Origin of the sequence: Streptomyces sp. NPDC098789, assembly GCF_044759975.1 — a bacterium.
In the GTDB taxonomy this organism is placed as follows: domain Bacteria; phylum Actinomycetota; class Actinomycetes; order Streptomycetales; family Streptomycetaceae; genus Streptomyces.
Genome location: NZ_JBIWAJ010000007.1, coordinates 297,425 through 323,537, shown reverse-complemented (window position 1 = coordinate 323,537; position 26,113 = coordinate 297,425). Strand labels below are relative to the sequence as shown.

General features: G+C 72.7%; 26 protein-coding genes. 13 read left to right on the top strand and 13 right to left on the bottom strand.

Annotated elements, in window-relative coordinates; all coding sequences use genetic code 11:
• Window positions 1-48: 48 nt before the first annotated feature.
• The 7 genes from ACIQWR_RS17870 (at window position 49) to ACIQWR_RS17840 (ending at window position 6,282) form a co-directional block, all read left to right on the top strand.
• Complete coding sequence (locus tag ACIQWR_RS17870) at window positions 49-660, top strand: phosphatase PAP2 family protein (RefSeq protein ID WP_404010059.1); 612 nt, start codon at window positions 49-51, stop codon at window positions 658-660.
• A 22-nt stretch (window positions 661-682) separates the two neighbouring features.
• Entirely contained in the window at window positions 683-1,639 is a 957-nt protein-coding gene (locus ACIQWR_RS17865) for an A/G-specific adenine glycosylase (protein ID WP_404010057.1), read from the top strand.
• A gap of 173 nt (window positions 1,640-1,812) precedes the next feature.
• Window positions 1,813-2,376, top strand: coding sequence for a SigE family RNA polymerase sigma factor (locus ACIQWR_RS17860; RefSeq protein ID WP_385786611.1), 564 nt, complete (start codon window positions 1,813-1,815; stop codon window positions 2,374-2,376).
• A gap of 32 nt (window positions 2,377-2,408) precedes the next feature.
• Window positions 2,409-3,026 carry a hypothetical protein gene (locus tag ACIQWR_RS17855; RefSeq protein WP_404010054.1) on the top strand — a complete coding sequence of 206 codons (618 nt, stop codon included), beginning with the start codon at window positions 2,409-2,411 and terminating at the stop codon, window positions 3,024-3,026.
• A gap of 11 nt (window positions 3,027-3,037) precedes the next feature.
• Entirely contained in the window at window positions 3,038-3,742 is a 705-nt protein-coding gene (gene cseB / locus ACIQWR_RS17850) for a two-component system response regulator CseB (RefSeq protein WP_404010052.1), read from the top strand.
• Window positions 3,739-5,052 carry a two-component system sensor histidine kinase CseC gene (gene cseC / locus ACIQWR_RS17845; protein WP_399264885.1) on the top strand — a complete coding sequence of 438 codons (1,314 nt, stop codon included), beginning with the start codon at window positions 3,739-3,741 and terminating at the stop codon, window positions 5,050-5,052. The genes cseB and cseC overlap by 4 nt, the downstream gene beginning before the upstream one ends.
• A gap of 48 nt (window positions 5,053-5,100) precedes the next feature.
• Window positions 5,101-6,282, top strand: coding sequence for a LamG-like jellyroll fold domain-containing protein (locus tag ACIQWR_RS17840; RefSeq protein WP_404010049.1), 1,182 nt, complete (start codon window positions 5,101-5,103; stop codon window positions 6,280-6,282).
• 58 nt (window positions 6,283-6,340) lie between these two features.
• On the opposite strand, the gene ACIQWR_RS17835 is transcribed toward ACIQWR_RS17840, so the two are convergent.
• Window positions 6,341-6,943 (bottom strand): M23 family metallopeptidase, encoded by a 603-nt coding sequence (locus tag ACIQWR_RS17835; RefSeq protein WP_404010046.1) that lies wholly within the window; start codon window positions 6,941-6,943, stop codon window positions 6,341-6,343.
• Window positions 6,944-7,279: 336 nt separating this feature from the next.
• On the opposite strand from ACIQWR_RS17835, the gene ACIQWR_RS17830 reads away from it, so the two are divergent.
• The gene (locus ACIQWR_RS17830) at window positions 7,280-10,330 is read left to right on the top strand and encodes an NACHT domain-containing protein (RefSeq protein WP_404010044.1); all 3,051 of its coding nucleotides are present in this window, start codon (window positions 7,280-7,282) and stop codon (window positions 10,328-10,330) included.
• A 78-nt stretch (window positions 10,331-10,408) separates the two neighbouring features.
• Here ACIQWR_RS17830 and ACIQWR_RS17825 read toward each other — a convergent pair whose 3' ends face one another.
• Window positions 10,409-12,934, bottom strand: a complete 2,526-nt coding sequence (locus ACIQWR_RS17825; RefSeq protein WP_399264894.1) for an ATP-dependent Clp protease ATP-binding subunit — start codon at window positions 12,932-12,934, stop codon at window positions 10,409-10,411.
• Between the two features lie 473 nt (window positions 12,935-13,407).
• Between ACIQWR_RS17825 and ACIQWR_RS17820 the strand changes: the two genes are divergently transcribed.
• Entirely contained in the window at window positions 13,408-13,983 is a 576-nt protein-coding gene (locus ACIQWR_RS17820) for an SCO3374 family protein (protein ID WP_404010041.1), read from the top strand.
• On the opposite strand, the gene ACIQWR_RS17815 is transcribed toward ACIQWR_RS17820, so the two are convergent.
• The 5 genes from ACIQWR_RS17815 to ACIQWR_RS17795 all read right to left on the bottom strand — a co-directional run bounded on the left by ACIQWR_RS17815 (window position 13,962) and on the right by ACIQWR_RS17795 (window position 16,564).
• Window positions 13,962-14,303, bottom strand: a complete 342-nt coding sequence (locus tag ACIQWR_RS17815) for an Lsr2 family protein (RefSeq protein ID WP_354380576.1) — start codon at window positions 14,301-14,303, stop codon at window positions 13,962-13,964. The genes ACIQWR_RS17820 and ACIQWR_RS17815 overlap by 22 nt on opposite strands.
• A gap of 198 nt (window positions 14,304-14,501) precedes the next feature.
• On the bottom strand, window positions 14,502-15,053 hold the full coding sequence (locus ACIQWR_RS17810) for an amino-acid N-acetyltransferase (RefSeq protein ID WP_404010150.1): 552 nt from the start codon (window positions 15,051-15,053) through the stop codon (window positions 14,502-14,504).
• A gap of 18 nt (window positions 15,054-15,071) precedes the next feature.
• A complete protein-coding gene (locus ACIQWR_RS17805; protein WP_404010039.1) occupies window positions 15,072-15,527 on the bottom strand; it encodes a BlaI/MecI/CopY family transcriptional regulator in 456 nt (151 codons plus the stop codon).
• Window positions 15,528-15,659: 132 nt separating this feature from the next.
• Complete coding sequence (locus tag ACIQWR_RS17800; RefSeq protein WP_354380578.1) at window positions 15,660-15,824, bottom strand: hypothetical protein; 165 nt, start codon at window positions 15,822-15,824, stop codon at window positions 15,660-15,662.
• 173 nt (window positions 15,825-15,997) lie between these two features.
• Window positions 15,998-16,564 carry a hypothetical protein gene (locus tag ACIQWR_RS17795; RefSeq protein WP_404010148.1) on the bottom strand — a complete coding sequence of 189 codons (567 nt, stop codon included), beginning with the start codon at window positions 16,562-16,564 and terminating at the stop codon, window positions 15,998-16,000.
• Window positions 16,565-16,781: 217 nt separating this feature from the next.
• On the opposite strand from ACIQWR_RS17795, the gene ACIQWR_RS17790 reads away from it, so the two are divergent.
• Both ACIQWR_RS17790 and ACIQWR_RS17785 read left to right on the top strand, forming a co-directional pair.
• Entirely contained in the window at window positions 16,782-17,201 is a 420-nt protein-coding gene (locus ACIQWR_RS17790; protein WP_404010037.1) for a hypothetical protein, read from the top strand.
• Window positions 17,198-17,497: a winged helix-turn-helix domain-containing protein gene (locus tag ACIQWR_RS17785; RefSeq protein WP_404010036.1), complete on the top strand. Its 300-nt coding sequence runs from the start codon at window positions 17,198-17,200 to the stop codon at window positions 17,495-17,497. Before ACIQWR_RS17790 ends, ACIQWR_RS17785 begins: the two co-directional genes overlap by 4 nt.
• A 77-nt stretch (window positions 17,498-17,574) precedes the next feature.
• On the opposite strand, the gene ACIQWR_RS17780 is transcribed toward ACIQWR_RS17785, so the two are convergent.
• Genes ACIQWR_RS17780 through ACIQWR_RS17760 form a run of 5 tightly spaced genes read right to left on the bottom strand, consistent with a single transcriptional unit; the run spans window position 17,575 to window position 23,115 of the window.
• Entirely contained in the window at window positions 17,575-18,384 is an 810-nt protein-coding gene (locus tag ACIQWR_RS17780) for a type III pantothenate kinase (RefSeq protein ID WP_354380581.1), read from the bottom strand.
• Window positions 18,385-19,377 (bottom strand): carboxylating nicotinate-nucleotide diphosphorylase, encoded by a 993-nt coding sequence (gene nadC, locus ACIQWR_RS17775; RefSeq protein ID WP_404010034.1) that lies wholly within the window; start codon window positions 19,375-19,377, stop codon window positions 18,385-18,387.
• Complete coding sequence (locus ACIQWR_RS17770) at window positions 19,374-21,128, bottom strand: L-aspartate oxidase (RefSeq protein WP_404010032.1); 1,755 nt, start codon at window positions 21,126-21,128, stop codon at window positions 19,374-19,376. Before ACIQWR_RS17770 ends, nadC begins: the two co-directional genes overlap by 4 nt.
• A complete protein-coding gene (gene panC, locus ACIQWR_RS17765) occupies window positions 21,125-22,126 on the bottom strand; it encodes a pantoate--beta-alanine ligase (protein WP_404010030.1) in 1,002 nt (333 codons plus the stop codon). The genes ACIQWR_RS17770 and panC overlap by 4 nt, the downstream gene beginning before the upstream one ends.
• The gene (locus tag ACIQWR_RS17760) at window positions 22,123-23,115 is read right to left on the bottom strand and encodes a Rossmann-like and DUF2520 domain-containing protein (RefSeq protein ID WP_404010028.1); all 993 of its coding nucleotides are present in this window, start codon (window positions 23,113-23,115) and stop codon (window positions 22,123-22,125) included. The genes panC and ACIQWR_RS17760 overlap by 4 nt, the downstream gene beginning before the upstream one ends.
• A 136-nt stretch (window positions 23,116-23,251) precedes the next feature.
• Between ACIQWR_RS17760 and ACIQWR_RS17755 the strand changes: the two genes are divergently transcribed.
• On the top strand, window positions 23,252-24,412 hold the full coding sequence (locus tag ACIQWR_RS17755; RefSeq protein WP_404010026.1) for a threonine aldolase family protein: 1,161 nt from the start codon (window positions 23,252-23,254) through the stop codon (window positions 24,410-24,412).
• Window positions 24,413-24,547: 135 nt separating this feature from the next.
• On the opposite strand, the gene ACIQWR_RS17750 is transcribed toward ACIQWR_RS17755, so the two are convergent.
• Window positions 24,548-24,793, bottom strand: coding sequence for a hypothetical protein (locus ACIQWR_RS17750; RefSeq protein WP_404010024.1), 246 nt, complete (start codon window positions 24,791-24,793; stop codon window positions 24,548-24,550).
• A gap of 120 nt (window positions 24,794-24,913) precedes the next feature.
• On the opposite strand from ACIQWR_RS17750, the gene ACIQWR_RS17745 reads away from it, so the two are divergent.
• Window positions 24,914-26,038, top strand: a complete 1,125-nt coding sequence (locus ACIQWR_RS17745; RefSeq protein ID WP_404010021.1) for a DUF5937 family protein — start codon at window positions 24,914-24,916, stop codon at window positions 26,036-26,038.
• The last annotated feature ends 75 nt before the right edge of the window (window positions 26,039-26,113 follow it).

Here is a 26,113-nt window from a genome sequence, read left to right as displayed (position 1 = left end):
CCGAGAGGCTGATGCCGGTGTTGGTCCGGTTTGCGTATTGTCGGTCGGATGGACACATCCGACCTCTACCGAGACGTCACCGACTTCGCGCACTCCACGCCCGGCTGGGTGCAGTCCCTCGCCGAGATCTGGACGAAGAGCGGGCTGCTGGTCTTCGGCCTGCTCTTCCTCCTCGTGTGGTGGCGCGCCCGGACCCGCGGCGACACGGCGATGGCCCTGGCCGTCCTCGCCCCGCTGGCCACGGCCGTCGCGTACGTCGTCTCCGAGGTCGTGAAGTCCACCGTGCACGAGGACCGGCCCTGTCGGGCCGTCCCGGGCGCGCTCGCCCCGTTGATCACGTGCCCGGCGCCGGGCGACTGGTCCTTCCCGAGCAACCACTCCGTGATCGCGGGCGCCGCCGCCGTCGCCCTGGCGCTGGCCGTGCGCCGGCTCGGCCTGCTCACCGTGCCGCTCGCCCTGCTGATGGCCTTCTCCCGGGTCTTCGTCGGGGTGCACTACCCGCACGACGTGGCGATGGGCCTGCTGCTCGGTGCCTCGGTCGGCGCGCTGGTGGCGATCGCGCTCACGGGCCCCATCCGTCGGATCATCGGTTCGATGCGCACGAGCGGGGTCCGTCCCGCCGCCCTCTTCACCGGTCCGGGGCCCGCGCCCGAGGGGTGAATCGTGCCAGGATGCCCCTGCCATGACTGCATCCCCCGAAACCCCCGCCCCGTCCGAGGCGTCGGCCGTGCCCGGCGCCGAAGCCGCCCGCGCGCTGCACTCCCCCGTCATCGCCTGGTTCCGCGAGAACGCCCGCGACCTGCCCTGGCGTCGCCCCGAAGCCGGTCCCTGGGGCGTCATGGTCAGCGAGTTCATGCTCCAGCAGACCCCGGTCGCCCGGGTGCTGCCGGTGTACGAGCAGTGGCTGGCCCGCTGGCCCCGCCCCGCCGACCTGGCCGCCGACGCGCCCGGGGAGGCCGTACGGGCCTGGGGCCGCCTCGGCTATCCGCGCCGGGCGCTGCGGCTGCACGGCGCGGCCGTCGCCATAACGGAACGGCACGGGGGCGACGTACCGCGGGAGCACGACCGGCTGTTGTCCCTGCCCGGCATCGGCGAGTACACCGCCGCGGCCGTGGCCTCCTTCGCCTACGGGCAACGGCACGCGGTGCTGGACACGAACGTGCGCCGGGTCTTCGCCCGGACCGCGACCGGCGTCGAGTACCCGCCGAACGCCACCACCGCCGCCGAGCGGCGGCTGGCCCGCGCGCTGCTGCCCGAGGACGAGGAGACGGCGGCCGGGTGGGCCGCGGCCTCCATGGAGCTGGGCGCGCTGGTGTGCACCGCGAAGAGCCCGGACTGCGTGCGCTGCCCGGTGGCCGGGCTGTGCGCCTGGCGGCTGGCGGGCAAGCCCGCGCACGCGGGTCCGCCGCGGCGCGGGCAGACCTACGCCGGCACCGACCGGCAGGTGCGCGGCCGACTGCTGGCCGTGCTGCGCGAGGCGGTCGGGCCGGTGCCGAAGGCGGCACTGGACGCCGTGTGGGACGAGCCCGTGCAGCGGGCCCGCGCGCTGGACGGACTGGTCGCCGACGGGCTGGTGGAGCCGCTCGGCGCCGACGGCGGCGGGGCCCTCGCGACGGCGTACCGGCTGCCGCTCGGCTGACTCTCGCATTCCGCTTGAGCGACCGAAACCGCAGCTCACGGGCGCTGTTACACAACCTATGGACAGCCGTGTTCCCACCGAAGGCTCACCCGCACAGTGCCGTGACAACCGCTCCGTACCTTCGGATCCAGAAGCACAGGACGAAGAGCGGTAACGGGCGGAGGCGGTCTGAGATGGCGCACGGCGGCGAGGTACTCGAATTCGAAGAGTACGTACGCACTCGGCAGGACGCGCTGCTGCGCAGTGCCCGTCGCCTGGTCCCCGACCCGACCGACGCGCAGGACCTCCTGCAGACCGCCCTCGTGCGCACCTACGGCCGCTGGGACGGCATCGCCGACAAGTCCCTCGCCGATGCCTACCTGCGCCGTGTCATGATCAACACGCGGACCGAGTGGTGGCGCGCCCGCAAGCTCGAAGAGGTCCCCACCGAGCAGTTGCCGGACGCCCGCGTCGAGGACGGCGCCGAACAGCGCGCCGACCGCGCGCTCTTGATGGACATCCTCAAGGTGCTCGCGCCCAAGCAGCGCAGCGTGGTCGTGCTGCGACACTGGGAGCAGATGAGCACCGAGGAGACGGCCGCGGCGCTCGGCATGTCGGCCGGTACCGTGAAGAGCACGCTGCACCGTGCCCTGGCGCGCCTGCGCCAGGAGCTGGAGAGCCGCGACCTGGACATGCGCGCGCTGGAGCGCGGTGACCACACCATGCAGTACGAGGGGCGGGAGCGGTGCGCGGCCTAACAGGCCTCCGGGGCAGGAGCCCTCTGGTACTGATGTCGGCGGGGATGGTCATCCTCGTCGGCACTGTGCTGTTCGCGGTCGGCTGCTCCACCGGCGGTACCGGGCTGCGGGACGGCGGGCCGGCGCGCACCGAGTCCGTGTCGAAGACGGCCCCGCCCTCCGCGGCCGGGCAGCAGTCCGCCTCGCCCTTCAAGAAGGTCCAGGACGTGGTCGCCCTGGTGAAGGCCGACCCGAAGGTCAGCGACGCGGTCAAGAAGGACCTGCGGCCGTGCTCCGGCAAGGAGTACCCGGTCGACGTCAGCTACGGGAAGGTCACCGGGGGCGCCGAGCCGGACCTGGTCGTCAACATCCTGTCCTGCTCGGACGCGATCGGCGTTGGCACGTACGTGTACAAGCAGGACGGCACGAAGTACGAGAATGTGTTCTCGGACGAGGCGCCGCCCGTCTACGCGGAGATCGACCGGGGCGACCTGGTGGTGAGCAAGCCGATCTACGTCAAGACGGAGGCGTACGCCACCGGCGAGGACGTGATCACCTTCCGCTGGAACGGCGAGAAGTTCACCGAGCACGACCGCGTGCACTCGGAGTACAGCAACGTAGGCGGTGGTGGGAGCCAGCCCGCCCCCGCCGTGACACCACAGAAGAACTGAGGCGACCGGTCATGGCCGAGACCCACGTGCTGTTCGTGGAGGACGACGACGTCATCCGTGAGGCCACGACCCTGGCGCTGGAGCGCGACGGGTTCGTGGTCACCGCCATGCCCGACGGGCTGTCCGGCCTGGAGTCCTTCCGGGCGAACCGGCCCGACATCGCGCTGCTCGACGTGATGGTGCCCGGCATGGACGGCGTCAGCCTGTGCCGCCGGATCCGCGACGAGTCCACCGTCCCCGTGATCATGCTGTCGGCGCGCGCCGACTCGATCGACGTGGTGCTCGGGCTGGAGGCGGGCGCCGACGACTACGTCACCAAGCCCTTCGACGGCTCGGTCCTGGTCGCCCGGATCCGCGCCGTCCTGCGCCGCTTCGGTCACGCCGGTGGCCCGGGCGGCGCCGGCTCCGACGGCGACCCGGCCGGGGAGCGCGGGGTGCTGTCCTTCGGCGACCTGGAGGTCGACACCGAGGGCATGGACGTCCGCAAGGCCGGGGTGGCGGTGGCGCTGACCCCGACCGAGATGCGGCTGCTGCTGGAGTTCTCCTCCGCGCCCGGCACCGTCCTGTCCCGCGACCGGCTGCTGGAGCGGGTGTGGGACTACGACTGGGGCGGCGACACCCGGGTCGTCGACGTGCACGTCCAGCGGCTGCGGACGAAGATCGGACAGGACCGGATCGAGACGGTCCGGGGCTTCGGATACAAGCTGAAGGCATGAGGAGCTTCACCTTCCGCACCGGCATCCGCTGGAAGATCACCCTCGCCATCACGGCCGTGGGGGCGCTCACCGCGCTCGCGCTGAGCCTGGTGGTGCACAGCGCTGCCCGGGTGTCGATGCTGGAGAGCGCGCGCGAGGCCCAGTTGGAGCGCGTGCAGTTCATCTCGCGCAACGCCGAATCAGGGCGCAAGCCCTTCATGGGCGCCAAGCTCAACGACCCGGACCTGCCCGCCGAGCTGCGCGAGAAGGCCCGCTCGGGGCGGCGCGGCACCTACATCCAGGAGCGGCCGAAGGCCAACCCCGAGGTCTGGGCCGCCGTACCGCTCGGCAACGGGCAGGTGCTCTCGATGCACTCCGGCTTCCAGCAGAGCGCCAACATGGTCCGCGACCTGGACCGGGCCCTGGTCGTCGGGTCGCTCGCCGTCGTCATCGGCAGCTCGGCCCTCGGCGTCCTGATCGGCGGCCAGATCTCGCGGCGGCTGCGCAAGGCGGCCGCGGCCGCCGGACGGGTCGCGCTCGGCGACCCGCAGGTGCGGGTGCGCGACGCGGTCGGCGGGGTGGTCCGGGACGAGACCGACGACCTCGCGCGGGCCGTCGACGCCATGGCGGACACGCTCCAGCAGCGGCTGGAGGCCGAGCGCCGGGTCACCGCCGACATCGCGCACGAGCTGCGCACCCCGGTCACGGGCCTGCTCACGGCGGCGGAACTGCTGCCGCCGGGGCGGCCGACCGAGCTGGTGCGGGACCGGGCGCAGGCGATGCGGGTGCTGGTCGAGGACGTGCTGGAGGTGGCCCGGCTGGACAGCGCGTCCGAGCGGGCGGAGCTCCAGGACGTGGCGCTGGGCGAGTTCGTGGGGCGCCGGGTGGCCTCGCTGATGCCCGAGGCGACCGTACGGATCGTGGCGGACGAGATCGTGAACACCGACCCGCGGCGCCTGGAGCGGATCCTGGGCAACCTGCTCGCCAACGCGGCGCGCTACGGGCGGGCCCCGATCCAGGTGGACGTCGAGGGACGGGTCGTGCGCGTCCGGGACCACGGGCCCGGCTTCCCCGAGGCGCTGCTGCGCGAGGGGCCGAGCCGTTTTCGCACCGGCTCCTCGGACCGCGCGGGCGTGGGCCACGGGCTGGGCCTGACCATCGCGGCGGGGCAGGCGCGGGTGCTGGGCGCCCGGCTCACCTTCCGAAACGTCGCGGCGCCGGGCGGAGTTGACCGCGAGGGCGAGGCGGCCGGGGCGGTGGCGGTGCTGTGGCTGCCGGAACACGCGCCGACGGCGACGGGCAGCTTCCCGATCGTCCGGCTGCCCGGCTGACGCCTCCGGCCTGTCTGGTGGCAGGGGCAATGTTTTAACATCCGTGCCATGACTGACGGTACGGATCGCCCGAACAGCCCCCAGCCCGGTCCCGCGCGGGGGAACGGCGGCGGGAGCGGGAGCGGCGGCTACGGCTATCCGCAGACCCCCGGAGCGGGCGGCCCGGGCGGCTACGGCTACCCGCAGGCACCCGCGGCGGGGGGCTACGGCTTCCCGCAGCCCGGGCAGCCGAACCCGTACCAGCAGGACCCGCACCCGCAGGACGCGCATCCACAGGAGCCCCACCAGCAGGATCCGGCGCAGGAACCCCTGCCCGGCGCGGCCTTCACCCCCGCGCCCCAGCCCGACTGGCAGGCGATGGCGGACCGGTCCGACGCGGGCCGGCGCACCAAGCGCCGCCTGATCGTCATAGGCGCGGCGGTCGCCGCCTGCGCCGTGGCCGCCGCGGCCACCCTCTGGTTCATGAACGACGACTCCGGCGGCGCCGACCCGAAGCCCGGGCCGGTGGCCGAGGGCTCGCAGAGCCCCTCGGCCTCCCCCAGCGAGCCCGCCTGGGACGACCCGCACACGGTGCCGGGCCAGCCCAACCTGCTGCGCGACCGCACCGGCTCCACGAACATCGCGCTCGGCCCGCAGGCCGAACAGGGCCCGGGCACCAAGCGCGGGGAGATCCGCTTCAAGGACAACCCGAACTCCTACGCCCAGGGCGCCGGGCAGGCCGTGGACACCACCAAGAGCTTCACCGTCTCGGCGCGCGTGTTCAGCTCGGCCAAGAGCGGCTCCCGGATCGCGGTGAGCCAGGGCGACGGGGTCTCGTACTCGTTCGAGCTGGGCCACGAGGCCGTGAACGGCAAGAACTCGTGGATCTTCCGCGTCCAGAGCGGCAACGACGGGGCCGAGGCCACCACCTCGCAGGTCGCCTCCGACGGGCTGAAGACCGCGAGCGCCTGGGCGATGCTGACCGGCACCTACGACGCCACCGCCAAGACGATCAAGCTGTACGTCGACGGCAAGCAGGCGGGCGAGGTGCCGGTGGCGGCCGGGATCTGGGCGGCCCCCGGCCCCATCCAGCTGGGCCGGGCCCGCCACCACGACATCTGGGCCGGTCAGTGGGCCGGGGCCATGGACAACGTACGGGTCTGGGACAGCGCCTTGACGGCCGCGCAGGTGGCGACCGTCAAGGGCGGCAAGAGCGAGGTCAAGCCGACCCACTCGTGGCTGATCAGCTGACGGGGATCCGCGGCGCCGTACGTACGCGGATCCACGGATCCACGGATCCACGGATCCGTTAGAGGGTGACGCCGGCCTGGCGCAGGAAGGCCACCGGGTTCACCGCGGAACCGTAGTTCGGGGTGGTGCGGATCTCGAAGTGCAGGTGCGGGCCCGTGGAGTTGCCGGTGTTGCCGGACAGGGCGATCAGCTGGTCGGCGGCGACCTGCTGGCCGATCTTCACCTGGATCTTCGACAGGTGGGCGTACTGCGAGTAGGTCTTGTCGGCGTGCTTGATCACGATGGCGTTGCCGTAGGCGGGGCCGTCACCGCCGCCGTTCGGGCCCGCCTTGACGACGACGCCGGAGTGCACGGCGTGCACCTTGGTGCCGATCGGCACCGCGAAGTCCTGGCCGGAGTGCTTGTGCGACCACAGGTTGCCGCCCTTGCCGAAGGTCGCGGACAGCGTGTACGAGTCCACGGGCGCCTCCCACGCGGTCGCCTTGCCGGCGACGGCGGCGGCCTGCGCGTCGGCCTGGGCCTCGATCAGGCCCGCGGTGCCGGTCAGCGCGGTCTGCGTCTCGTCGGCGAACGCGGTACCCGCCCCGAACACCATGGCAGCCCCCAGCCCGGTCGCGAGGACGGCGGTGCGGATGCGGTGGGTACTGGCGCTCTTCGACATGAGACGGGACCTCCGGGGACGGGTGGAGCACGGGCTGGTGGAGCATGGGACGACCCGGCACGCTGAGCGGTGTGCCGGGCTGCGACTCCTTGGTAACCCGCACCCCGCGGACATCCCAAACCACCCGATTACTACCGCGCCTCGTAGTGACCGAGAGGGCTCTCGGGCCTGTTGACCGGGTCCTTACTGGGCTGAGGGACCCCTCGGAGGACCCCCGCGGTCTACGAATCCGCGTAGTACGTCCGATTTGCCCTGTGCCGCTTGTCACCGGTTCAGGACCTCCGTCCCGGCCGTTCCGGGACCAAGGACCGCCGACCCGCACTACGCTCTCGCCTCGTGGACGCATCGGTGGCGGGGATGCGGCTGGCGTCGAGCGTGGTGACGCCGCTGCTGAAGAAGTTCTTCCGTGCGGAGGGGGCCGGGGCCGGCCTGGTGGACCGGCCCGTGCGCGTCTCCTCCTACGTCTCCTTACGGGAGAAACGCACGCTCGTCCCGGCGGACGTGCTGAAGATCGCCGAACGGATCGTCGCGGAGGCCCTGCGCTCCCCCGGCGAGCGACCGCTGCCGCCCGGCGAGGAGGCCGGCGTGGCCGCCGCACTGGTGGCGACGCTGGACGCGCTCGGCGAGGTGGCCCTGACGGACCTGGAGGCGGTCCGGCTCGGCCCGGAGGCCTTCGCCGCCGCGCTGCGCGCCCGAGCCCCCTACCTCGGGCTCGGCGCCGATGCCGCGCTCTTCCACGAGCGCCTGCTCGTGGTCCTGTGCGTGCACGTCCTGGACTTCTTCACCCGGCGCTCCACCTTCGTCGCCGCCACCCTGGTCGACCAGTCGCGCACCCTCGGCGAGCTGATCGACAAGACGGACCAGGTGCTCGACCGGGTACCCCACCAGCTCATCCGCGACACCGCCTTCGAGACCCGCTACCTCGCCCAGGTCGCCCGCAAGCACGGGACCCTGACCATCTACGGGATCGACCTCGCGCCCGGCACCGCGAAATGGCCGCTGAGCACGGCGTACCTGAGGCTGGAGGTGGACGGGGGCGGGGCCGTGGACACCGCGCCCAGGCCGCACCTCTTCTGGACCGACCGGATCCCCGGGCGCCTGCTGGACACCGGGCCCGGCAAGCGCGGCCGAAGGGTGCTGCTGCGCGGCGAGGCGGGCTCGGGCAAGACCACCCTGATCCAGTGGTTGACCGTCACCGCCGCCACGGGCCCCGCCGACAGCCCCCTGCACGGCCTGGTCCCCTACGTCCTGCCCCTGCGCACCCTGACCCGGCACGGCAGGGCGCTGCCCGCGCCCCGGGACTTCCTGGCCGCCGTCGGCTCCCCGCTCGCGGGCGAGCAGCCGGACGGCTGGGAGGGGCGGGTACTGGACGCCGGGCGGGCCCTGGTGCTGGTCGACGGGATCGACGAGATCCCCGAGGCCGAACGGGCCGGGGCCCGCGCCTGGCTCACCGACCTCATCGACGCCTACCCGGGCAACCGCTGGCTGGTCACCTCACGGCCCTCCGCCGTCCGGGAGGACTGGCTCGCCGAGGCGGAGTTCAGCGAGCTGTCCCTCGCGCCCATGTCCCCGCACAGCGTCGCCGAGTTCGTCCGGCGCTGGCACACCGCCGCCGCCTCCGGGGACCCGGAGCACGCGGAGGCCGACGCCGCCCTGGAGGGCTACCGGGAGCAGCTCCTGGAGTCCCTGCGCACCACGCGCGACCTGGCCCGGCTCGCGACCAACCCGCTGCTGTGCGGGCTGATCTGCGCCCTGCACCGGGAGCGGCGCGGGTTCCTGCCCTCCGGCCGCAAGGAGCTGTACACGGCGGCCCTGTCGATGCTGCTGCACCGGCGCGACCGGGAGCGCCGGCTGCGCGTGCCGGAGCTGGGCGAGGAACCGCAGCTCCAGCTCCTCCAGCGGCTCGCGCACTGGCTGATCCGCAACGGCCGCACCGAACTGGACCGGGAGCGGGCCGAAGCGCTGCTCGCGGACGCGCTGCCGGCGGTCCCGGAGGTGGCCCGGATCCTGGGGAACGCCGCGGCCGTGCTCCAGCACTTCCTGGACCGCACGGGCCTGCTACGGGCGCCCTCGGCGACCACCGTGGAGTTCGTCCACCGCACCTTCCAGGACTTCCTGGGCGCGCGGGCGGCCCTGGACGAGGGCGGGCTCGGGGAACTCGCCGGGCACGCCGAGGACGACCAGTGGGAGGACGTCATCCGGATGGCCGTGGCCCAGGCCCGGCCCCGGGAGCGCGCCGAGATCATCCGGACCCTGCTGGACCGGGGCCGCTCACAACGCCCGGTGCTGCTCGCCTTCGCCGCCCTGGAGCACGCGGCGGAGCTGGACCCGGAGCTGCGCGGCCGCGTGATCGCGGCGGCGGCGGAGCTGGTGCCGCCGCGCGACACCGCGGCCGCCAGGGCCCTGGGCCAGGTCGGCCCGCTCGTGCTCGACCTGCTGCCGGGCCCGGAGGCGGTGGAGATCGAGGACACCGCGCTGTTCACGGTCGTCGCGGCCGGCGCCACGGGCTCGGACCTCGCGATCCCCTTCCTGGCCCGGTACGCCTCACAGCCCTCCAGGAACATCCGCCGCGAGCTGGCCGTGCTGTGGCACGCCTTCGACCCCGGGGCCTACGCGCGAGAGGTCCTGGCCCGGATCGATCCGGCCACCGTGCACATCACGGTGCGCAACGAGCGGGAGCTGGAGGCCCTCAGCTCGATCGAGCCGGGCCCGACCCTGCACGTGGCCGGCGACCTGTCCGGCCGGGCCATCGGCTCGTACCTGCGCCGCCACCCGGTGGACAGCCTGATCATCCACGACAGCCTGGTGAGCGACCTGGAGTTCCTGCGCGGGTACCGCTCGCTGCGCTCGCTCTACCTGGCCAACTGCGTCAACCTGGCCGACCTGAGCGCTCTGAGCGGCCTCCCGCTCCAGAGCGTCACCCTGGACCTCGACGCGGAGCTGCCCGTGGGAGAGGTGACCGAGAGCTGGACGGAGCTGACCTCGCTCGAACTGCGCGGGGTCCAGGGCGACTGGTCGCTCGACCGGATCGCACCGGAGGCGGTGCTGCTCTCGCTCGAACTGCGTCAGATGCGGTCCCTGGAGTCGGGCACGAACTCGCGGCTCGGCGGCCTGCGCCGGCACCAGGAGCTGCGCAAGCTCAGCCTGGGGCCCCGGTGGATCGGCGGGCCCGCGGCCTGGGAGGAGATCGCCGCCCTGGCGAACCTCAACGAGCTGGTCGTCCCGGCGTCCTCGCTGGCGCTGGCCCCCGCGGGCCTGTCGCTGCCCTCCGTCCACACGCTGTGGATGGCCTCCGGGCTCGGCCTCAAACGCACCACCCAGGCGGAGGCCCTGGTCGCGCGCCTCTTCCCCGGGCTGCGGGACGTACCGCCGGACCTGTGGAGCTGAGCACACTGCGAAGGGGCGGGCCCGGAACCTCTCGGTTCCGGGCCCGCCCCTTCGCAGTGCTCACTCAAGCGAGAGCGTTCACGCGCCCTTGCTCAGGTCCGGGCCGGAGCCCGTGGCCTCGATCGGGGGGACGTCCGGCAGAGCGGACTTCTCCTCGCCGCGGAAGGTGAACTTGGCGTTCTCGCCCTCACCCTCCACGCCGACGACCACGATGTGACCGGGACGCAGCTCACCGAAGAGGATCTTCTCGGAGAGGATGTCCTCGATCTCGCGCTGGATCGTGCGGCGCAGCGGACGCGCACCCATGATCGGGTCGTAACCGCGCTTGGCCAGGAGCTGCTTCGCGTCACCGCTGAGCTCGATGCCCATGTCGCGGTCCCTGAGGCGGTCGTCGACCTTGGCGATCATCAGGTCGACGATCTGGATGATGTCTTCCTGCGTGAGCTGGTGGAAGACGACCGTGTCGTCGACGCGGTTGAGGAACTCGGGCCGGAAGTGCTGCTTGAGCTCTTCGTTGACCTTCGCCTTCATCCGGTCGTACCCGGTCTTGGTGTCGCCCTGGGCCGCGAAGCCCAGGTTGAAGCCCTTCGAGATGTCCCGGGTACCCAGGTTGGTCGTCATGATGATGACCGTGTTCTTGAAGTCCACGACGCGGCCCTGGGAGTCGGTCAGGCGACCGTCTTCGAGGATCTGCAGCAGGGAATTGAAGATATCCGGGTGGGCCTTCTCGACCTCGTCGAAGAGGACGACGGAGAACGGCTTCCGGCGGACCTTCTCGGTCAGCTGGCCGCCCTCTTCGTAGCCCACGTAGCCGGGGGGCGAACCGAAGAGACGGGAAACCGTGTGCTTCTCGCTGAACTCCGACATGTCGAGGGAGATCAGCGCGTCCTCGTCGCCGAAGAGGAATTCGGCGAGCGTCTTGGACAGCTCGGTCTTACCGACACCGGACGGACCGGCGAAGATGAACGAGCCACCGGGACGCTTCGGGTCCTTCAGACCCGCACGGGTCCGTCGGATCGCCTGCGAAAGGGCCTTGATGGCGTCCTTCTGGCCGATGACGCGACGGTGGAGTTCGTCCTCCATGCGCAGGAGTCGCGAGGACTCCTCCTCGGTCAGCTTGAACACCGGAATGCCGGTCGCGGTCGCGAGGACTTCGGCGATCAGCTCGCCGTCGACCTCGGCCACGACGTCCATGTCGCCGGCCTTCCACTCCTTCTCGCGCTTGGCCTTCGCCGCCAGCAGCTGCTTCTCCGAATCACGGAGGGAAGCCGCCTTCTCGAAGTCCTGGGAGTCGATGGCCGACTCCTTGTCGCGACGGACGTTCGCGATCTTCTCGTCGAATTCGCGGAGGTCCGGCGGCGCGGTCATCCGGCGGATGCGCATCCGGGATCCGGCTTCGTCGATCAGGTCGATCGCCTTGTCCGGGAGGAAGCGGTCCGAGATGTACCGGTCGGCCAGGGTGGCCGCCTGCACGAGGGCCTCGTCCGTGATGGAGACGCGGTGGTGGGCCTCGTAGCGGTCGCGCAGGCCCTTGAGGATCTCGATGGTGTGCTGGAGGGAAGGCTCCGCCACCTGGATCGGCTGGAAACGGCGCTCCAGCGCCGCGTCCTTCTCAAGGTGCTTGCGGTACTCGTCCAGCGTGGTGGCACCGATGGTCTGCAGCTCACCACGGGCCAGCATGGGCTTCAGGATCGAAGCCGCGTCGATCGCGCCCTCGGCGGCACCCGCACCGACGAGCGTGTGCAGCTCGTCGATGAACAGGATGATGTCGCCGCGGGTGCGGATCTCCTTGAGGACCTTCTTCAGGCGCTCCTCGAAGTCACCGCGGTAGCGGGAACCGGCGACGAGCGCGCCGAGGTCCAGGGTGTAGAGGTGCTTGTCCTTGAGGGTCTCGGGCACCTCGCCCTTGACGATCGCCTGGGCCAGGCCCTCGACGACGGCGGTCTTGCCGACGCCGGGCTCGCCGATGAGGACCGGGTTGTTCTTGGTCCGGCGGGACAGCACCTGCATGACCCGCTCGATCTCCTTCTCGCGCCCGATGACCGGGTCGAGCTTGGATTCGCGGGCCGCCTGGGTGAGGTTGCGGCCGAACTGGTCGAGGACCAGCGAGGTCGAGGGGCTGCCCTCGGCCGGGCCGCCGGCCGTGGCCGCTTCCTTGCCGCCCCCGGAGTAACCGGAGAGCAGCTGGATGACCTGCTGCCGGACCCTGTTCAGATCGGCGCCCAGCTTCACCAGGACCTGGGCGGCGACGCCCTCGCCCTCGCGGATCAGGCCGAGCAGGATGTGCTCGGTGCCGATGTAGTTGTGGCCGAGCTGGAGGGCCTCGCGGAGCGAAAGCTCCAGGACCTTCTTCGCCCGCGGGGTGAAGGGGATGTGTCCGGACGGGGCCTGCTGGCCCTGCCCGATGATCTCCTCGACCTGCTGACGAACAGCCTCGAGCGAAATCCCGAGGCTCTCCAGGGCCTTAGCGGCGACACCCTCACCCTCGTGGATCAAGCCCAGGAGGATGTGCTCGGTGCCGATGTAGTTGTGGTTGAGCATCCGGGCTTCTTCCTGAGCCAGGACGACAACCCGCCGCGCGCGGTCGGTGAACCTCTCGAACATCGTTTATCGCTCCTCAGAGCGGTCGGGCAGTTCGGGGTCGGTCCCCGCCCTGTCCTTCCGCATGCTAGTCCCGCGGGGCGGGACAGCTCATTCCAACTGCCGACATCCGTCCGCGGCTCACCCCACTCGGTGGGGAATCTCCGCCATACACAGCCGACAACTGCTCCAACCCGATGGTGCGAGACGATGTTCCCGCAGGCCAGGCAGATACCCGTCACACGTGTACGCCGATGGCGAACGGGAGCCGGTCAAATCAGGGTGCCACCCCGTTCTCGCCCCGTTCCACTAGGGATGTCTTACCCGTTGCGACGGACACTCCATGCCGGGGCCACCCGACTCCTCCGCTAAGGGCGAACAGACTTACGTCACGAATTTGGGATGTCGAGCTTACGGATGTTTACGTTCCGCATTGATCCGGGTGCACTGCGTGACGTCCGCCGTAACTCCTGGACGTTTCGGGAGTTGCTCCGGGCATGACCCTCACCGTCCCGTTGCCCCGCGTCGCGCCCGAGGAGGCGCACGCCCTCTGGTACGAGCGGGTGCTCGGCTGGACGGTCGCGGGCGGGTCGCCCGCACAACTGGTCACCGGCACGCGTTTCGACGTGCTGGAGATGCCCGCCGACGCCGGGGCGGAGCTGCTGCGCAGGCCCCTGGCCACGGGCCCGGTGGCCCTCATGGGGCGCAGGATGCGGTTCCTGGTGGCCGCGGGCAGCGCGGACGAGCTGGAGGGGCTGCTCGACTGGCTGGAGTGGGGCGGGGTCGCCCTGGATCTGACCGCCCTGGGTGCGGGTGGCCGGATGACTGCGCCCGCTCCCCCCGGCAGCGCCGGGGAAAGCCCTCGGGGGGCCGCCGTGTGGCTGCGGCCCCCCGAGCAGGGGTGTGACGTACTGCTGCCGGCCCTGCCCGGTCCGGGGCAGGGCGCGGGGCCCGATCTCGTCCGCCTGGTCGGTGCGGCGGCGACGGAATGCCACCGTGCCCGCATCAGGCGGCCTTACGGCTCCGGCGTGCCCCTGCGAGGCGCGCCGAATCAGCCCTTGGCGTTCTCGTAGGCCTCGCGGATCTCGGACGGGACGCGACCGCGGTCGTTCACGCTGAGGCCCTTCGCCTTCGCCCAGGCGCGGATCTCCGCGGTGTCGGGGTGACCGGCGGTTGCGGCCGCGCGGCCCTTGGTACGACCCGCTGCGGCGGCGCGGCCACCGGTGCGGCGTCCGCCCTTGAGGTACGGCTCCAGCAGACCGCGGAGCTTTTCAGCGTTAGCGGTGGTGAGGTCGATCTCAAAGGTCTTGCCGTCCAGCGCGAACGTCACGGTCTCGTCCGCCTCGCCGCCGTCGAGGTCGTCGACAAGAAGGACCTGAACCTTCTGTGCCACCGGGATTTCCTTTCATCGAAAATGCAGTACGCGGAAAGGAAACCGCTTTTCCCGGAAAAACACAAACCCCCGGGTCAAGGTTCAGGGACACAACATGACGGGAAACGTACGCGATTCGGACATAGGCCACACGCGGGCGGAGGGCCTCAAAAGCCGCCGTGATCGATCGGTTCGGATCGGTTCGTGCATCGGATCCGATCAGAGGTGCAGAAGCATCCGACTGTTGCCCAAGGTGTTCGGCTTCACTCGTTCGAGACCCAGGAACTCGGCGACGCCCTCGTCATAGGAACGCAGCAGCTCGGTGTAGACATCCGTCTCCACCGGCGTCTCACCGATCTCGACGAAGCCGTGCTTGGCGAAGAAGTCCACTTCGAAGGTCAGGCAGAAAACCCGGTGGACCCCTAGTCCGCGGGCCGTGTGCAACAACTGGTCGAGCACCCGATGGCCGACGCCGCCGCCCTTGAGATCGCGGTCGACGGCGAGAGTGCGGACTTCCGCCAGGTCTTCCCACATGACGTGAAGGGCGCCGCACCCCACCACGCGCCCGTCGGCTTCGCGTTCCGCGACCCAGAACTCCTGGATGTCCTCGTAAAGGGTCACGGGGGCTTTGTCGAGCAGGATCCGCTGCTGTACGTACTGGTCCAGCAGGCGGCGCAGTGCGGGAACGTCGCCGGTGCGGGCACGGCGGATCGTCACTGCTTTTGCATTTGCAGCGTCCTGGACCGGGTCCCGACGCGAATCGTCTTCCATGCCTTCCATGCCCGGACGCTATCGCCCCGGCTCGGCGGGGCGCTCATCGGTATCGGCGGCGCGGCTTTCGGCGCCGCGGCTTTCGGCGGCGGGGGGTGCGGCGGGCGGCGGGGCATCGCCCTGGACGAGCTGTACGGCGGCCCGCAGGGCCTCGCGCTGTTCCGGCGACATCATCCCGAAGAAGGCGACCAGGGCCGCGGCGGGGTTGTCACTGGTGGACCAGGCTTCGTTCATCAGTGCGGCCGAGTAGGCGGCGCGGGTGGAGACAGCCGTATATCGATAGGCGCGGCCTTCGGCTTCCCGCCGGACCCAGCCCTTCTGATGGAGATTGTCCATAACGGTCATGACCGTCGTGTACGCGATGGACCGTTCCTGCTGGAGGTCCTCCAGCACTTCCCGGACAGTGACCGGGCGGTTCCACTGCCACACCCGCGTCATGACGGCGTCTTCGAGATCTCCCAAGGGGCGAGGCACATCAGCACGATAGTGCGGGATGTCCGCAATTGCCTGGTGATCCGGCCGGGGCGCGCAACAAAATCGGGCGTACGGCTTCGCGCCGTACGCCCGAGGGCCCGGCCGGAGGAGGCTCCGGCCGGCCCTGTGGTGTCAGTTCTGCTGGCGTGCGCCTTCGGCCCGGGCGAGCACCGCGTCGACCGCGGCGTCCTCCTTGGCCTTGTTGGCGCCGCCCTGGCTCTTGACGATCGTCCGGACGAGCAGGACGAACAGCACGGCCATGACGAAGGGGGGCACGAGCGCGGAAACGTAGTCCATGCGCTCAGCCTAGTAGTGCCGTGGCCGGGAAGGTTTGCCGGGTCGCGGTGTCCGGTGTGGTGCATCGCAAGGCGGAGGGCCACGGCTCGTACTGGACGTACTTGCGTGGGCCGACAACGCCGCGAGGTGCCGTGCCGGGCGCCGTGACCCGGTGAACCTTCCCGGCCACGGCGCTAGCCCACCGCGCGGCGGGACGTCGGGGGCGGGGCGGGGGCGCGGCGGGGCGGGAAGACCTCGCTGGGCTTGGGTACGGGGCGCTCCGCCGTGCCGGGTCCGTCGTGCTCGCCGGGGTGCTGCGGCGGGGAGGGGCGGCGCGGGGGCTCGTCCTCCTTGCCGCCGGCCAGGGCGCGCAGTCGGGTCCGGGGGGCGGCCAGGCGGCGGCGCACGGACCGCTCGGCGACCCCGGAGGCCCGGTCCAGCAGCGCGGCGGCGGCGGGGTTGCCGCGCAGGGCGCGCAGGGCGGCCAGGTCGTCGGGGACGGGCTCGTAGCCGGCGGCCAGGGCGTCCCGGAGCAGCTCCAGGTAGCCGGGGAGCGAGCCGGGCAGGGCCTGCCGGTACCGGGCCAGGTCCGCGACGAGGAAGTCTCTGAGTCTCCCCGCTTCCGCGACCGCCTCGTCCACGGACTGCGCCAGGCGCAGGCAGTCCTGGACCTCGGTGGCCGACAGCGGGGCCGTGGGTGATCGGAGGGCGTGGGCGAGCGAGCGCCGGAGCACGTGCAGTTCGGCAGCACTGAACGCCATGCCGCCGCGGGGTCCGTAGGGCGTGGGCATGGCCCGAAGATACGCGCTAATCGGACAAAATTCCTCGAAATCCCCTTTCCGGCGCGGCGAAAGGCCCCCGACCGGCCCTTCGCGACCCGCTTCACCCGCATTCACTTGCCAGAGTGGAAAGTTGACGCCATTGTGGCAAGTGTCCGGACGACTCCGAGCGGTCCGGCAGCCGTCACCAGGGGGAACCATGCGCGAATCCGCAGACGCCAGACGCAGGTTGGGGCGCGCCGCCGAGGTCGAGGCGGCGTCCCGCGGGGGCAGCGGCTGGTACGCCCGCTACCTGTGGGCATTCGCCGCCGGACAGCTGGTGCTCGTACCGATGACCGTGCTCTGGCGGGGCGTCACCTCGGCCGTGGTCTTCGGACTGGCCAACGCGCTGCTGGTGACCGGACTGAGCGTGTACGCCACCCATCAGCGCGTGGTGCGGCGCGGGTTCGGACTGCGGCACGGGGTGATCATCGGGACCTGGGCGGTGGTCTTCACCCTGACGGTGTCCCTGGGCGTGGCCGCCTTCGGCGCCTCCCCCGGTTTCGCGGCGGCGGCCGCGGTGGCCTGCGCGCTGCCACTGGCGGTCGGCGCGCTGCTCGAACTGCGGCGGCCCGTGTGAGCGGCAGCCATCCGCGGCACGCGCTGGAGCCGCTGCTCAACGCCCCCGTCCGGCTGTCGGTGGTGGCCGCGCTGGCACCGTTGGACCGGGCCGAGTTCGCCTTCGTCCGGGACCTGGTCGAGGTCAGCGACTCGGTCCTGTCGAAGCAGGTCTCGGCGCTGGAGACGGCGGGCTGGGTCGCGGTCGTGAAGGGCCGCGTGGCCCGCCGCCCGCGCACCTGGCTCTCCCTGACCGCCGAGGGCCGTACCGTCTACGCCCGCCACCTGGACGCCCTGCGCGCGATCGCCACGGGCTGAGCCCGCGGCGGAGCCCGCACCGGAGCCCGCACCGGAGCCCGTTCGAGAGGGTCCGGTGCGGGCGAACGGCGCCGCCGCTATTCGAAGTTCGGCGCGTTGCGCTCGTACACCAGCCGCAGGCCGATCAGGGTCAGCCAGGGCTCGTGCTCGTCGATCACCACGGAGTCGGCCAGGACCATCGGGGCCAGGCCGCCCGTGGCGATGACGCGGACGTCGTCCGGGTCGCCGTTCGGGCCCACCAGCTCCTTGGCCATCCGGGCGACCACGCCGTCGACCTGGCCCGCGAAGCCGTAGACCACGCCCGACTGCATCGCCTCGACCGTGGACTTGCCGATGACGTTGCGCGGGCGGGCCAGCTCGATCTTGCGGAGCATCGCGCCGCGCACGCCCAGCGCGTCCATGGAGATCTCGATGCCCGGGGCGATCACCCCGCCCACGTACTCGCCCTTCACGGAGACCGCGTCGAAGGTGGTCGCGGTGCCGAAGTCGACGACGATCGCGGGACCGCCGTAGAGCTCGACGGCGGCGCAGGCGTTGATGATGCGGTCCGCGCCGACCTCCTTCGGGTTGTCCGTCAGGATCGGCACGCCGGTCTTGATGCCGGGCTCCACCAGGACCGCCGGGACGTCCCCGTAGTAGCGCCGGGTGACCTCGCGCAGCTCGTGCAGCACGGAGGGGACCGTCGAGCAGATCGCGATGCCGTGGATGCCGTCGCCCAGCTCGTTGCCGAGCATCGGGTGCATGCCCATCAGGCCCTGCATCAGGACGGCCAGTTCGTCGGCGGTGCGCCGCGGGTCGGTGGAGACCCGCCAGTGCTCGACGATCTCGTCACCGTCGAACAGGCCCAGGACCGTCTGGGAGTTGCCGACGTCGATGGTGAGGAGCATCTACCGCTCCTCGCGCAGGTCCAGGCCGATGTCCAGGATCGGCGAGGAGTGGGTGAGACCGCCGACGGCCAGGTAGTCCACGCCCGTCTCGGCGTACGCGCGGGCCGTCTCCAGCGTGAGGCGGCCCGAGGACTCCAGGGTCGCGCGGCCCGCGACGGCGGCGACGGCGAGCGCGGTCGTCTCCGGCGTGAAGTTGTCCAGCAGGATCAGGTCGGCGCCGGCCTCCAGCGCCTCGGTGACCTGGTCCAGGGTGTCCACCTCGACCTCGATCGGGACCTCGGGGAAGGCCTCCCGCACGGCCTTGAAGGCCTGGGCGACGCCGCCCGCGGCGACCACGTGGTTGTCCTTGACCAGCGCCGCGTCCGAGAGGGACATGCGGTGGTTGACGCCGCCGCCGCAGCGGACCGCGTACTTCTCCAGCGCGCGCAGGCCCGGCGTGGTCTTGCGGGTGTCGCGGACCTTGGCGCCGGTGCCCTCCAGGACGTCGGCCCAGCGGCGGGTCGCCGTCGCGATGCCGGAGAGGCGGCAGAGCAGGTTCAGCGCGCTGCGCTCGCCGGTCAGCAGGTCACGGGTGTGGGCGCGGACGGAGAGCAGCACCTGGCCCGCCTCGACCCGGTCACCGTCCTCCGCGTGCCGCTCGACCTCGAACGACTCGGTGCAGACCACCGACAGGACGGCCTCCGCGATCCGCAGGCCCGCCACGACGCCCGCCTCGCGCGCCGTGAAGTCGGCGGTGGCGACGGCGTCCTCGGGGACGGTGGCGACGCTGGTGACGTCGACCCCGCCGTCGAGGTCCTCGGAGAGCGCCATGTGGGCGATGTCCTCGACCTCGATGGGGTCCAGGCCGGCGTCGGCGAGCAGCTCGGCGAGCGCCGGGTCCAGGCCCGACTCCTCGCCGCCGCCGCAGCCGCAGTCGTCGCCGCAGCCGCCCGCGCCGTCACCGCCGTCGATCAAGGGGAGTTCGGTGTGTTCGTGCTGTTCGGGGGTGCTCACGGTCGCTGCTCCATCATTTCGGTGCCCAGGGGGTGGCGTACGGACGGGAAGTCCGCGGAGTCGGTGGGGGTCACGACCAGGGCGCGCTTCTCCGCGCGGGACAGCCGTACGACCAGGTGGTGGCGCCAGGCCGCGTCGTCGCGGTCGGGGTGGTCCTCGCGCCAGTGGCAGCCGCGGGTCTCCTCGCGGCGCAGGGCGGCGGCGACCAGGACCCGGGCCACGCACAGGAGGTTGGTGGCCTCCCAGGTGTCGGTGCCGGGCTCGGCCGTCTTGCCGTGGGCGTCGAGGTCGTGCAGCGCCGCCGTGTACAGGGCCTGGAGGGCGGTGGCCGCGCCGCGCAGGGAGTCCGCGGAGCGCAGCACGCCCGCGCCCGCGGTCATGATCCGCTGGATCTCCAGGCGGGCCTCGGCGGGCAGCAGCGGTCCGGTGGAGGGGACGGGGATGCCGGGGCCGTGGGAGGCGGGCCGCTGGGACACGATGTCGGCGGCGATCCGCTCGGCGAAGACCAGGCCCTCCAGCAGGGAGTTGGAGGCGAGCCGGTTCGCGCCGTGCACCCCGGTGCAGGCGACCTCGCCGCAGGCGTACAGGCCCGGGACGGTGGTGCGCCCGTCGAGGTCGGTGCGCACGCCGCCGCTCGCGTAGTGCGCGGCGGGCGCGACCGGGATCGGCTCGGCCACCGGGTCGATGCCGTGGGCGCGGCAGGCGGCCAGGATCGTGGGGAAGCGCTGCTCCCACATGGCGGCGCCGAAGTGCCGGCCGTCCAGGTACATGTGGTCGACGCCCTGCTCCAGCATGCGGCGCGTGATGCCCTTGGCGACGATGTCGCGCGGGGCCAGCTCCGCCAGCTCGTGCTGGCCCACCATGAAGCGGACCCCGTCCGCGTCGACGAGGTGGGCGCCCTCGCCGCGCACCGCCTCGGACACCAGCGGCTGCTGGCCCTCGGCGCCGGCGCCGAGGAAGAGCACCGTCGGGTGGAACTGGACGAATTCGAGGTCGGAGACCTCGGCGCCGGCGCGCAGCGCGAGGGCCACGCCGTCGCCGGTGGACACCGAGGGGTTGGTGGTCGCGGAGAAGACCTGGCCCATGCCGCCGGTCGCCAGGATCACGGCGGGCGCGTGGACGGCGCCGACCCCGTCGTGCTGGCCCTCGCCCATGACGTGCAGGGTGACGCCGGCCGTGCGGCCCTCTGCGTCGGTCAGCAGGTCCAGTACGAGCGCGTTCTCGACGGTCTCGATGCCGGCGTCCTGGACGGCCTCGACCAGGGCCCGGGAGATCTCGGCGCCGGTCGCGTCGCCGCCCGCGTGCGCGATCCGGCGGCGGTGGTGGCCGCCCTCGCGGGTCAGCTCTATCTCGCCGGTCTCGGCGGAGGTGTCGAAGACGGCGCCGGTCTCGATGAGCCGGTGCACCGCGCCGGGCCCGTCGGTGACCAGCAGCCGCACGGCGTCCTCGTCGCACAGACCCGCGCCCGCCACGAGGGTGTCGTCCAGGTGCTGTTCGGGGGTGTCGCCGTCGCCGAGGGCGGCGGCGATGCCGCCCTGGGCCCAGCGCGTGGACCCGTCGTCCAGCCGCGCCTTGGTGACGACGACGGTACGGCGGCCCGCGGCCGCGCAGCGCAGCGCGGCCGTCAGGCCCGCCACGCCGGAGCCGACGACGACGACGTCCGCCTCGACGGACCAGCCGGGGGCGGGGGCGTGCAGCCGTATGCCGGTACCGCCCGCCGGGGTACCTGCGCCACCACTGCCAGTGCTCACGAGTGTGCTCCGAACTCCAATGGAAGGTTGTCGATCAGCCTGGTCGTGCCGACTTTCGCGGCGACGGCCAGTACGGCCGGCCCGGAGTGACCGGGGCCGACCTCGGTGAAGTCTGCGGGGTCCACCAGGGCCAGGTAGTCCAGGAGCAGCGGCGGTGTGTCACGTCCCGCCTCCTCCAGGACCTGGCGCGCGGCGGTCCGGACGGCGTCGGGCAGCCCACCGCGCGCGGCGGCCACCGCGTGGGCGTCGGCGGAGGCGCGGGCCTCGCCGAGCCGGGCCAGCGCGCCGGCCCGGCCGTCGCCCGCCGGGGCGGCGCCGGCCTCGGCGCGCTCGCGCAGCGCGGCCTGGGCGGCGAGCCGGTCGCGGCCCGCGGCCAACGCGCGGGAGAGCGCGAGGGCGGTGCGGCGCTCGGGGTCCGAGAGGTAGCGGTTGCGGCTGGAGAGGGCGAGTCCGTCGTCCTCGCGGACGGTCGGCACGCCGACCACCTCGACCGGGAAGTTCAGGTCCGTCACCATGCGCCGGATCAGCGCGAGTTGCTGCGCGTCCTTCTGCCCGAAGAGCGCGGCGTCGGGGCGGGTGAGGTGGAGCAGCTTCGCGACGACGGTCAGCATCCCGTCGAAGTGGCCGGGGCGGGTGGCGCCCTCCAGCAGGGTGCCCATGGGGCCCGCGCTGATCCGCACCTGCGGCGCGCCGCCCGGGTAGACCTCGTCGGCGGCCGGGGCGAAGACCGCGTCGGCGCCCGCCGCCGCGGCGATCTCCAGGTCGGCGTCGAGGGTGCGGGGGTAGCGGTCGAGGTCCTCGTTCGCCCCGAACTGGAGCGGGTTGACGAAGACGGTGACGACGACCTGGCCGGCCGCTCCGGCGCGCTCGCGCGCGGTGCGGATCAAGGTGGCGTGGCCCTCGTGCAGGGCGCCCATGGTCATGACCACGACGCGCGGGGCGTCCTGGACGCGGGGCAGCGCGTACAGCTCCCCGGCGCTGGACAGCAGGTCCGTCATCGGGGGTCCCCTCCCAGGTCGTCCGGGGTGCCGGGGCCCCGCGGGCCTTCGGGGCCTTGCGGGCCGAGCGGCTGCTCGGCGTCCTGGCCGAGCACGCCGAGCAGGTCCTCGGCCAGTTCCGGCTTGAGCAGGCCGTGGGCGAGGGCCCGGTCGGCGGTGGTGCGGGCCATCGCGAGGTAGCCCGCGACGGTGCCGGGCGCGTGCTTGCGCAGCTCGGCGACGTGGGCGGCGACCGTACCGGCGTCACCGCGGGCGACCGGGCCGGTCAGCGCCGCGTCGCCGGAGCGCAGGGCGTTGTCGAGGGCCGCGCCGAGCAGCGGGCCGAGCATCCGGTCGGGGTGCTCGACCCCGGCGGTGCGCAGCAGTTCCATGGCCTGGGCCACCAGGGTGACCAGGTGGTTCGCGCCGAGGGCGAGGGCCGCGTGGTAGAGCGGACGGGACTCCTCCGCGATCCACTCGGGCTCCCCGCCCATCTCGATGACCAGGGCCTCGGCGGCCAGGCGCAGCTCGCCGGGCGCGGTCACCCCGAAGGAGCAGCCGGCCAGCCGCTGGACGTCGACCATGGTCCCGGTGAAGGTCATCGCGGGGTGCAGGGCGAGCGGCAGGGCCCCGGCGCGGCGCGCGGGGTCCAGTACGGCCGTCCCGTAGCGCCCGGAGGTGTGCACGAGCAGCTGTCCGGGGCGGATCGCGCCGGTCTCGGCGAGGCCCTCGACGAGCGCGGGCAGCGTGTCGTCGGGAACGGTCAGCAGGACCAGGTCCGCCCGGGCGAGGACCTCGCCGGGCGGGACGAGCGGCACGTCGGGCAGCAGCTCCGCCGCGCGCCGGCGGGAGGCGTCGGAGACGCCGGAGACCGCCACGGGCCGGTGTCCGGCCTGCTGGAGCGCGCGGGCCAGGGCCGGGCCGACGCGGCCGGCGCCGACGACACCGACGCTGAGCCGGGCGGGGCGGGCGGACGGATCCCGGAACTCCGTCTGATGGGGTGTGTTCACGCGGGGCGAGCCTTCTTCCGTTCCAGTCCGCGGGGGGTACCGGACGATACGCCGCCATCGTAGGCCCTGCCGCCGGAGGCCGTCCGGCCCGCCGCCCGCCCCGGGGCCGCCGGACGGGATCGGGCAGGATCGGGCCATGGCATACGACACGGACGAGGACGCGGCGCAGCACAAGCGCCGGCGGGACGCCTGGCGGGGCGCGGAGCGCAGGCTTTCGCGCGGCGGCGCGGAGCAGACCGTCGCGGAGCAGCTGGCGGAGCTCGCCGCACTGCCCGCGCTGCTGGGCCGGGACCCCGAGGAGGAGCCCGACACCTACGGCAACGGGGTGGTCGCCGACCTGGAGCGGCGGGTCGCGGAGCTGCTGGGCCTGGAGGACGCGGCGTACTTCCCGTCCGGGACCATGGCCCAGCAGATCGCGCTGCGCTGCTGGGCGGCCCGTACGGGGAATCCGGTGGTGGCCCTGCACCCGCGCAGCCACCCCGAGCAGCACGAGGACGCCGCGCTGCCCGTCGTTTCGGGGCTGCGCACGGTGTACCCGACGACGGAGCTGCGCCAGCCGACGGCCGCGGAGGTGCGCGAGCACCCGGAGCCCTTCGGCACGCTGATGGTGGAGCTGCCGCTGCGCGATCCGGGGTTCCTGCTGCCCACCTGGGAGGAGCTGGAGGAGCTGGTCGCGGCGGGCCGGGAGCGGGACGCGGTCATCCACTTCGACGGGGCGCGGCTGTGGGAGACCACCGTCCACTTCGGCCGGACGCTGCCGGAGATCGCGGCGCTCGCCGACAGCGTGTACGTCTCCTTCTACAAGTCGCTGGGCGGGCTGAGCGGGGCGGTGCTGGCCGGTCCGCGCACGCTGATCGAGGAGGCGCGGGTCTGGCGCCACCGGTACGGCGGCCAGGTCTACCGGCAGTACCCGCAGGTGCTGAGCGCGCTGGCCGGGCTGGAGCGGGAGCTGCCGAAGCTGCCGTCGTACGTGGCGCACGCCAAGGTGGTCGCGCGGGCGCTGCGGGAGGGCTTCGACGCCTCGGGGCTGCCGTGGGTCCGGATCCAGCCGGAGGTGCCGGTGACGCACCAGTTCCACGTGTGGGCGGCGTACGACGCGGACGCGCTGACGGAGGCGTCGGTGCGGCTGGCGGAGGAGACCGGGACCCAGCTCTTCGGCCGCTGGTGGGCGGAGGGGCCGCCCGGGATGGCGCTGGCGGAGCTGACGGTCGCCCAGGACGCCCTGTCCTGGACGGAGCAGGACGTCCGGGACGCGGTGCGCGGCTTCGTCGAGCGGATCGAGGGGCTAGCGCTGTGACCGGAAAGGTTCACCGGGTCACAGCACTAGGCAAGGACTGACCCCGACCGGGCGCCGGGACGCCGGGCCCTTCGGCGGGTCCCGGGCCGCCCGGGCTCAGCGGGTGCTCCCGCCGGCGGGGCGGGCCGCCCGGGCTCAGCAGGTCCTCCGGCGGTGCGGGCGGCCGGGCGCCAGGCGGTTCAGCAGCCGGTCCGTCGTGCGGTGCAGGGCGGCGCGCCACGGGTGGCGCGCCGCCCTGCCGTCGAGTACGGCCTGGAAGCGGGCGCGGTCCCGGACCGCGCGCAGCTCGGCGAGGTCGTGGCGACCGGGCTCGGGCGGCATCGGGGCCTGGTGCTGGGTGGCCCGGTAGGTGTCGAGGAGGTACTGCTCGATGGCGGTCATGTCCTTCACTCTCACCCGATCGGCCGTATCGCGCCCGTCGATTGACGCGTGCCGTCAATCGGCCCACAGCCGACGTGCGGGAGGCACCCGATCCCGCCGCTGACCGGCCAGAATGGACACATGAGCGTCACCATCGACATCGCAGGCCTGCCCACCGGGCGCATCTCCTTCGCGCCCTCGCCGCTGGCCGAGCTGTGCATGGCGCTGCACGCGCTCGCGCAACCCGCCCACCACCCGGGGCTGCACTCCTGGATCACCGCCACCACCGCCGCGCTGGACCCCTGCCTGGCCGACCGGCTGCTGGAGTGCGACTTCATGTGGCGCAGCTCCTTCGCGGACATCTTCATGCCCTTCGCGGGGGTGCCCGGGGGCACCGGGCTGCCGGCGGCGACGATCGCCGAGGAACTGGACGTGCTCGACCGGATGGACGACGAGCGGTTCGTGCTGGCCGCCCTGGAGCACTGTTGGATGTCGCTCCACAACGAGGGCACCACGGTGTCCCCGCTGACCGACCCGGCGGCCCGGGCGAAGGCCCTGGAGACGGCCGCCGCGCGCGGCCCGCGCCAGCTGGACTTCGCGCTGCGCCTGCTGGCCGACCCGACGGAGGTCCGGGTGTGGCTGCGGCGGCTGCTGGAGGACTGCGACGAGGCGTTCTTCGCCGACACCTGGCGGCGGATCGAGCCGCGGCAGAGCGCGGAGGCCCGGCACAAGGCGGAGCTGTTGCGGCACAAGGGGCTGGCCGTCGCGCTGGGGGAGGTCTCGGCGGCGCTGAGCCTGGACCCGGCCGGGACGACGGTCACCGTGGACAAGATGGTGCACGGCACGGCGACGGCGACCGACGCGCGGGTCGGGACCGGGCTGGTGTTCATCCCGACCAACTTCGGCTGGCCGCACCTGCTGGTGCTGCACGCGCCGGGCTGGCGTCCGGTGATCCACTATCCGATCGGTTCGGCCGAACTCATCTCTTCCCAGGGATCGGTGGAACTGCTCCAGCGGCGGATGGAGGCACTGGCCCATCCGATGCGGATGCGGCTGTGCCGGAGCCTGGCGCGGGCCTCGTATACGACGAGCGAACTGGCCACCGTGTACGGGATATCCGCGCCCGAGGTGTCGCGCCATCTGTCCGTGCTGAAGAAGGCCGGACTCCTGCGGACGCGACGCGAAGGGCGCTACGTACAGCACGAGTTGGATCTGGCCACGGTGTCCCGCATCGGTGCCGACTTCATCGAGGGAGTCCTGCGGTAACACCTGGTCCGGCGAGGTGTCCGGGACTGGCCGAAATTCGTCGGCCGGGCCCGTATCGACGTACCGATATACGGA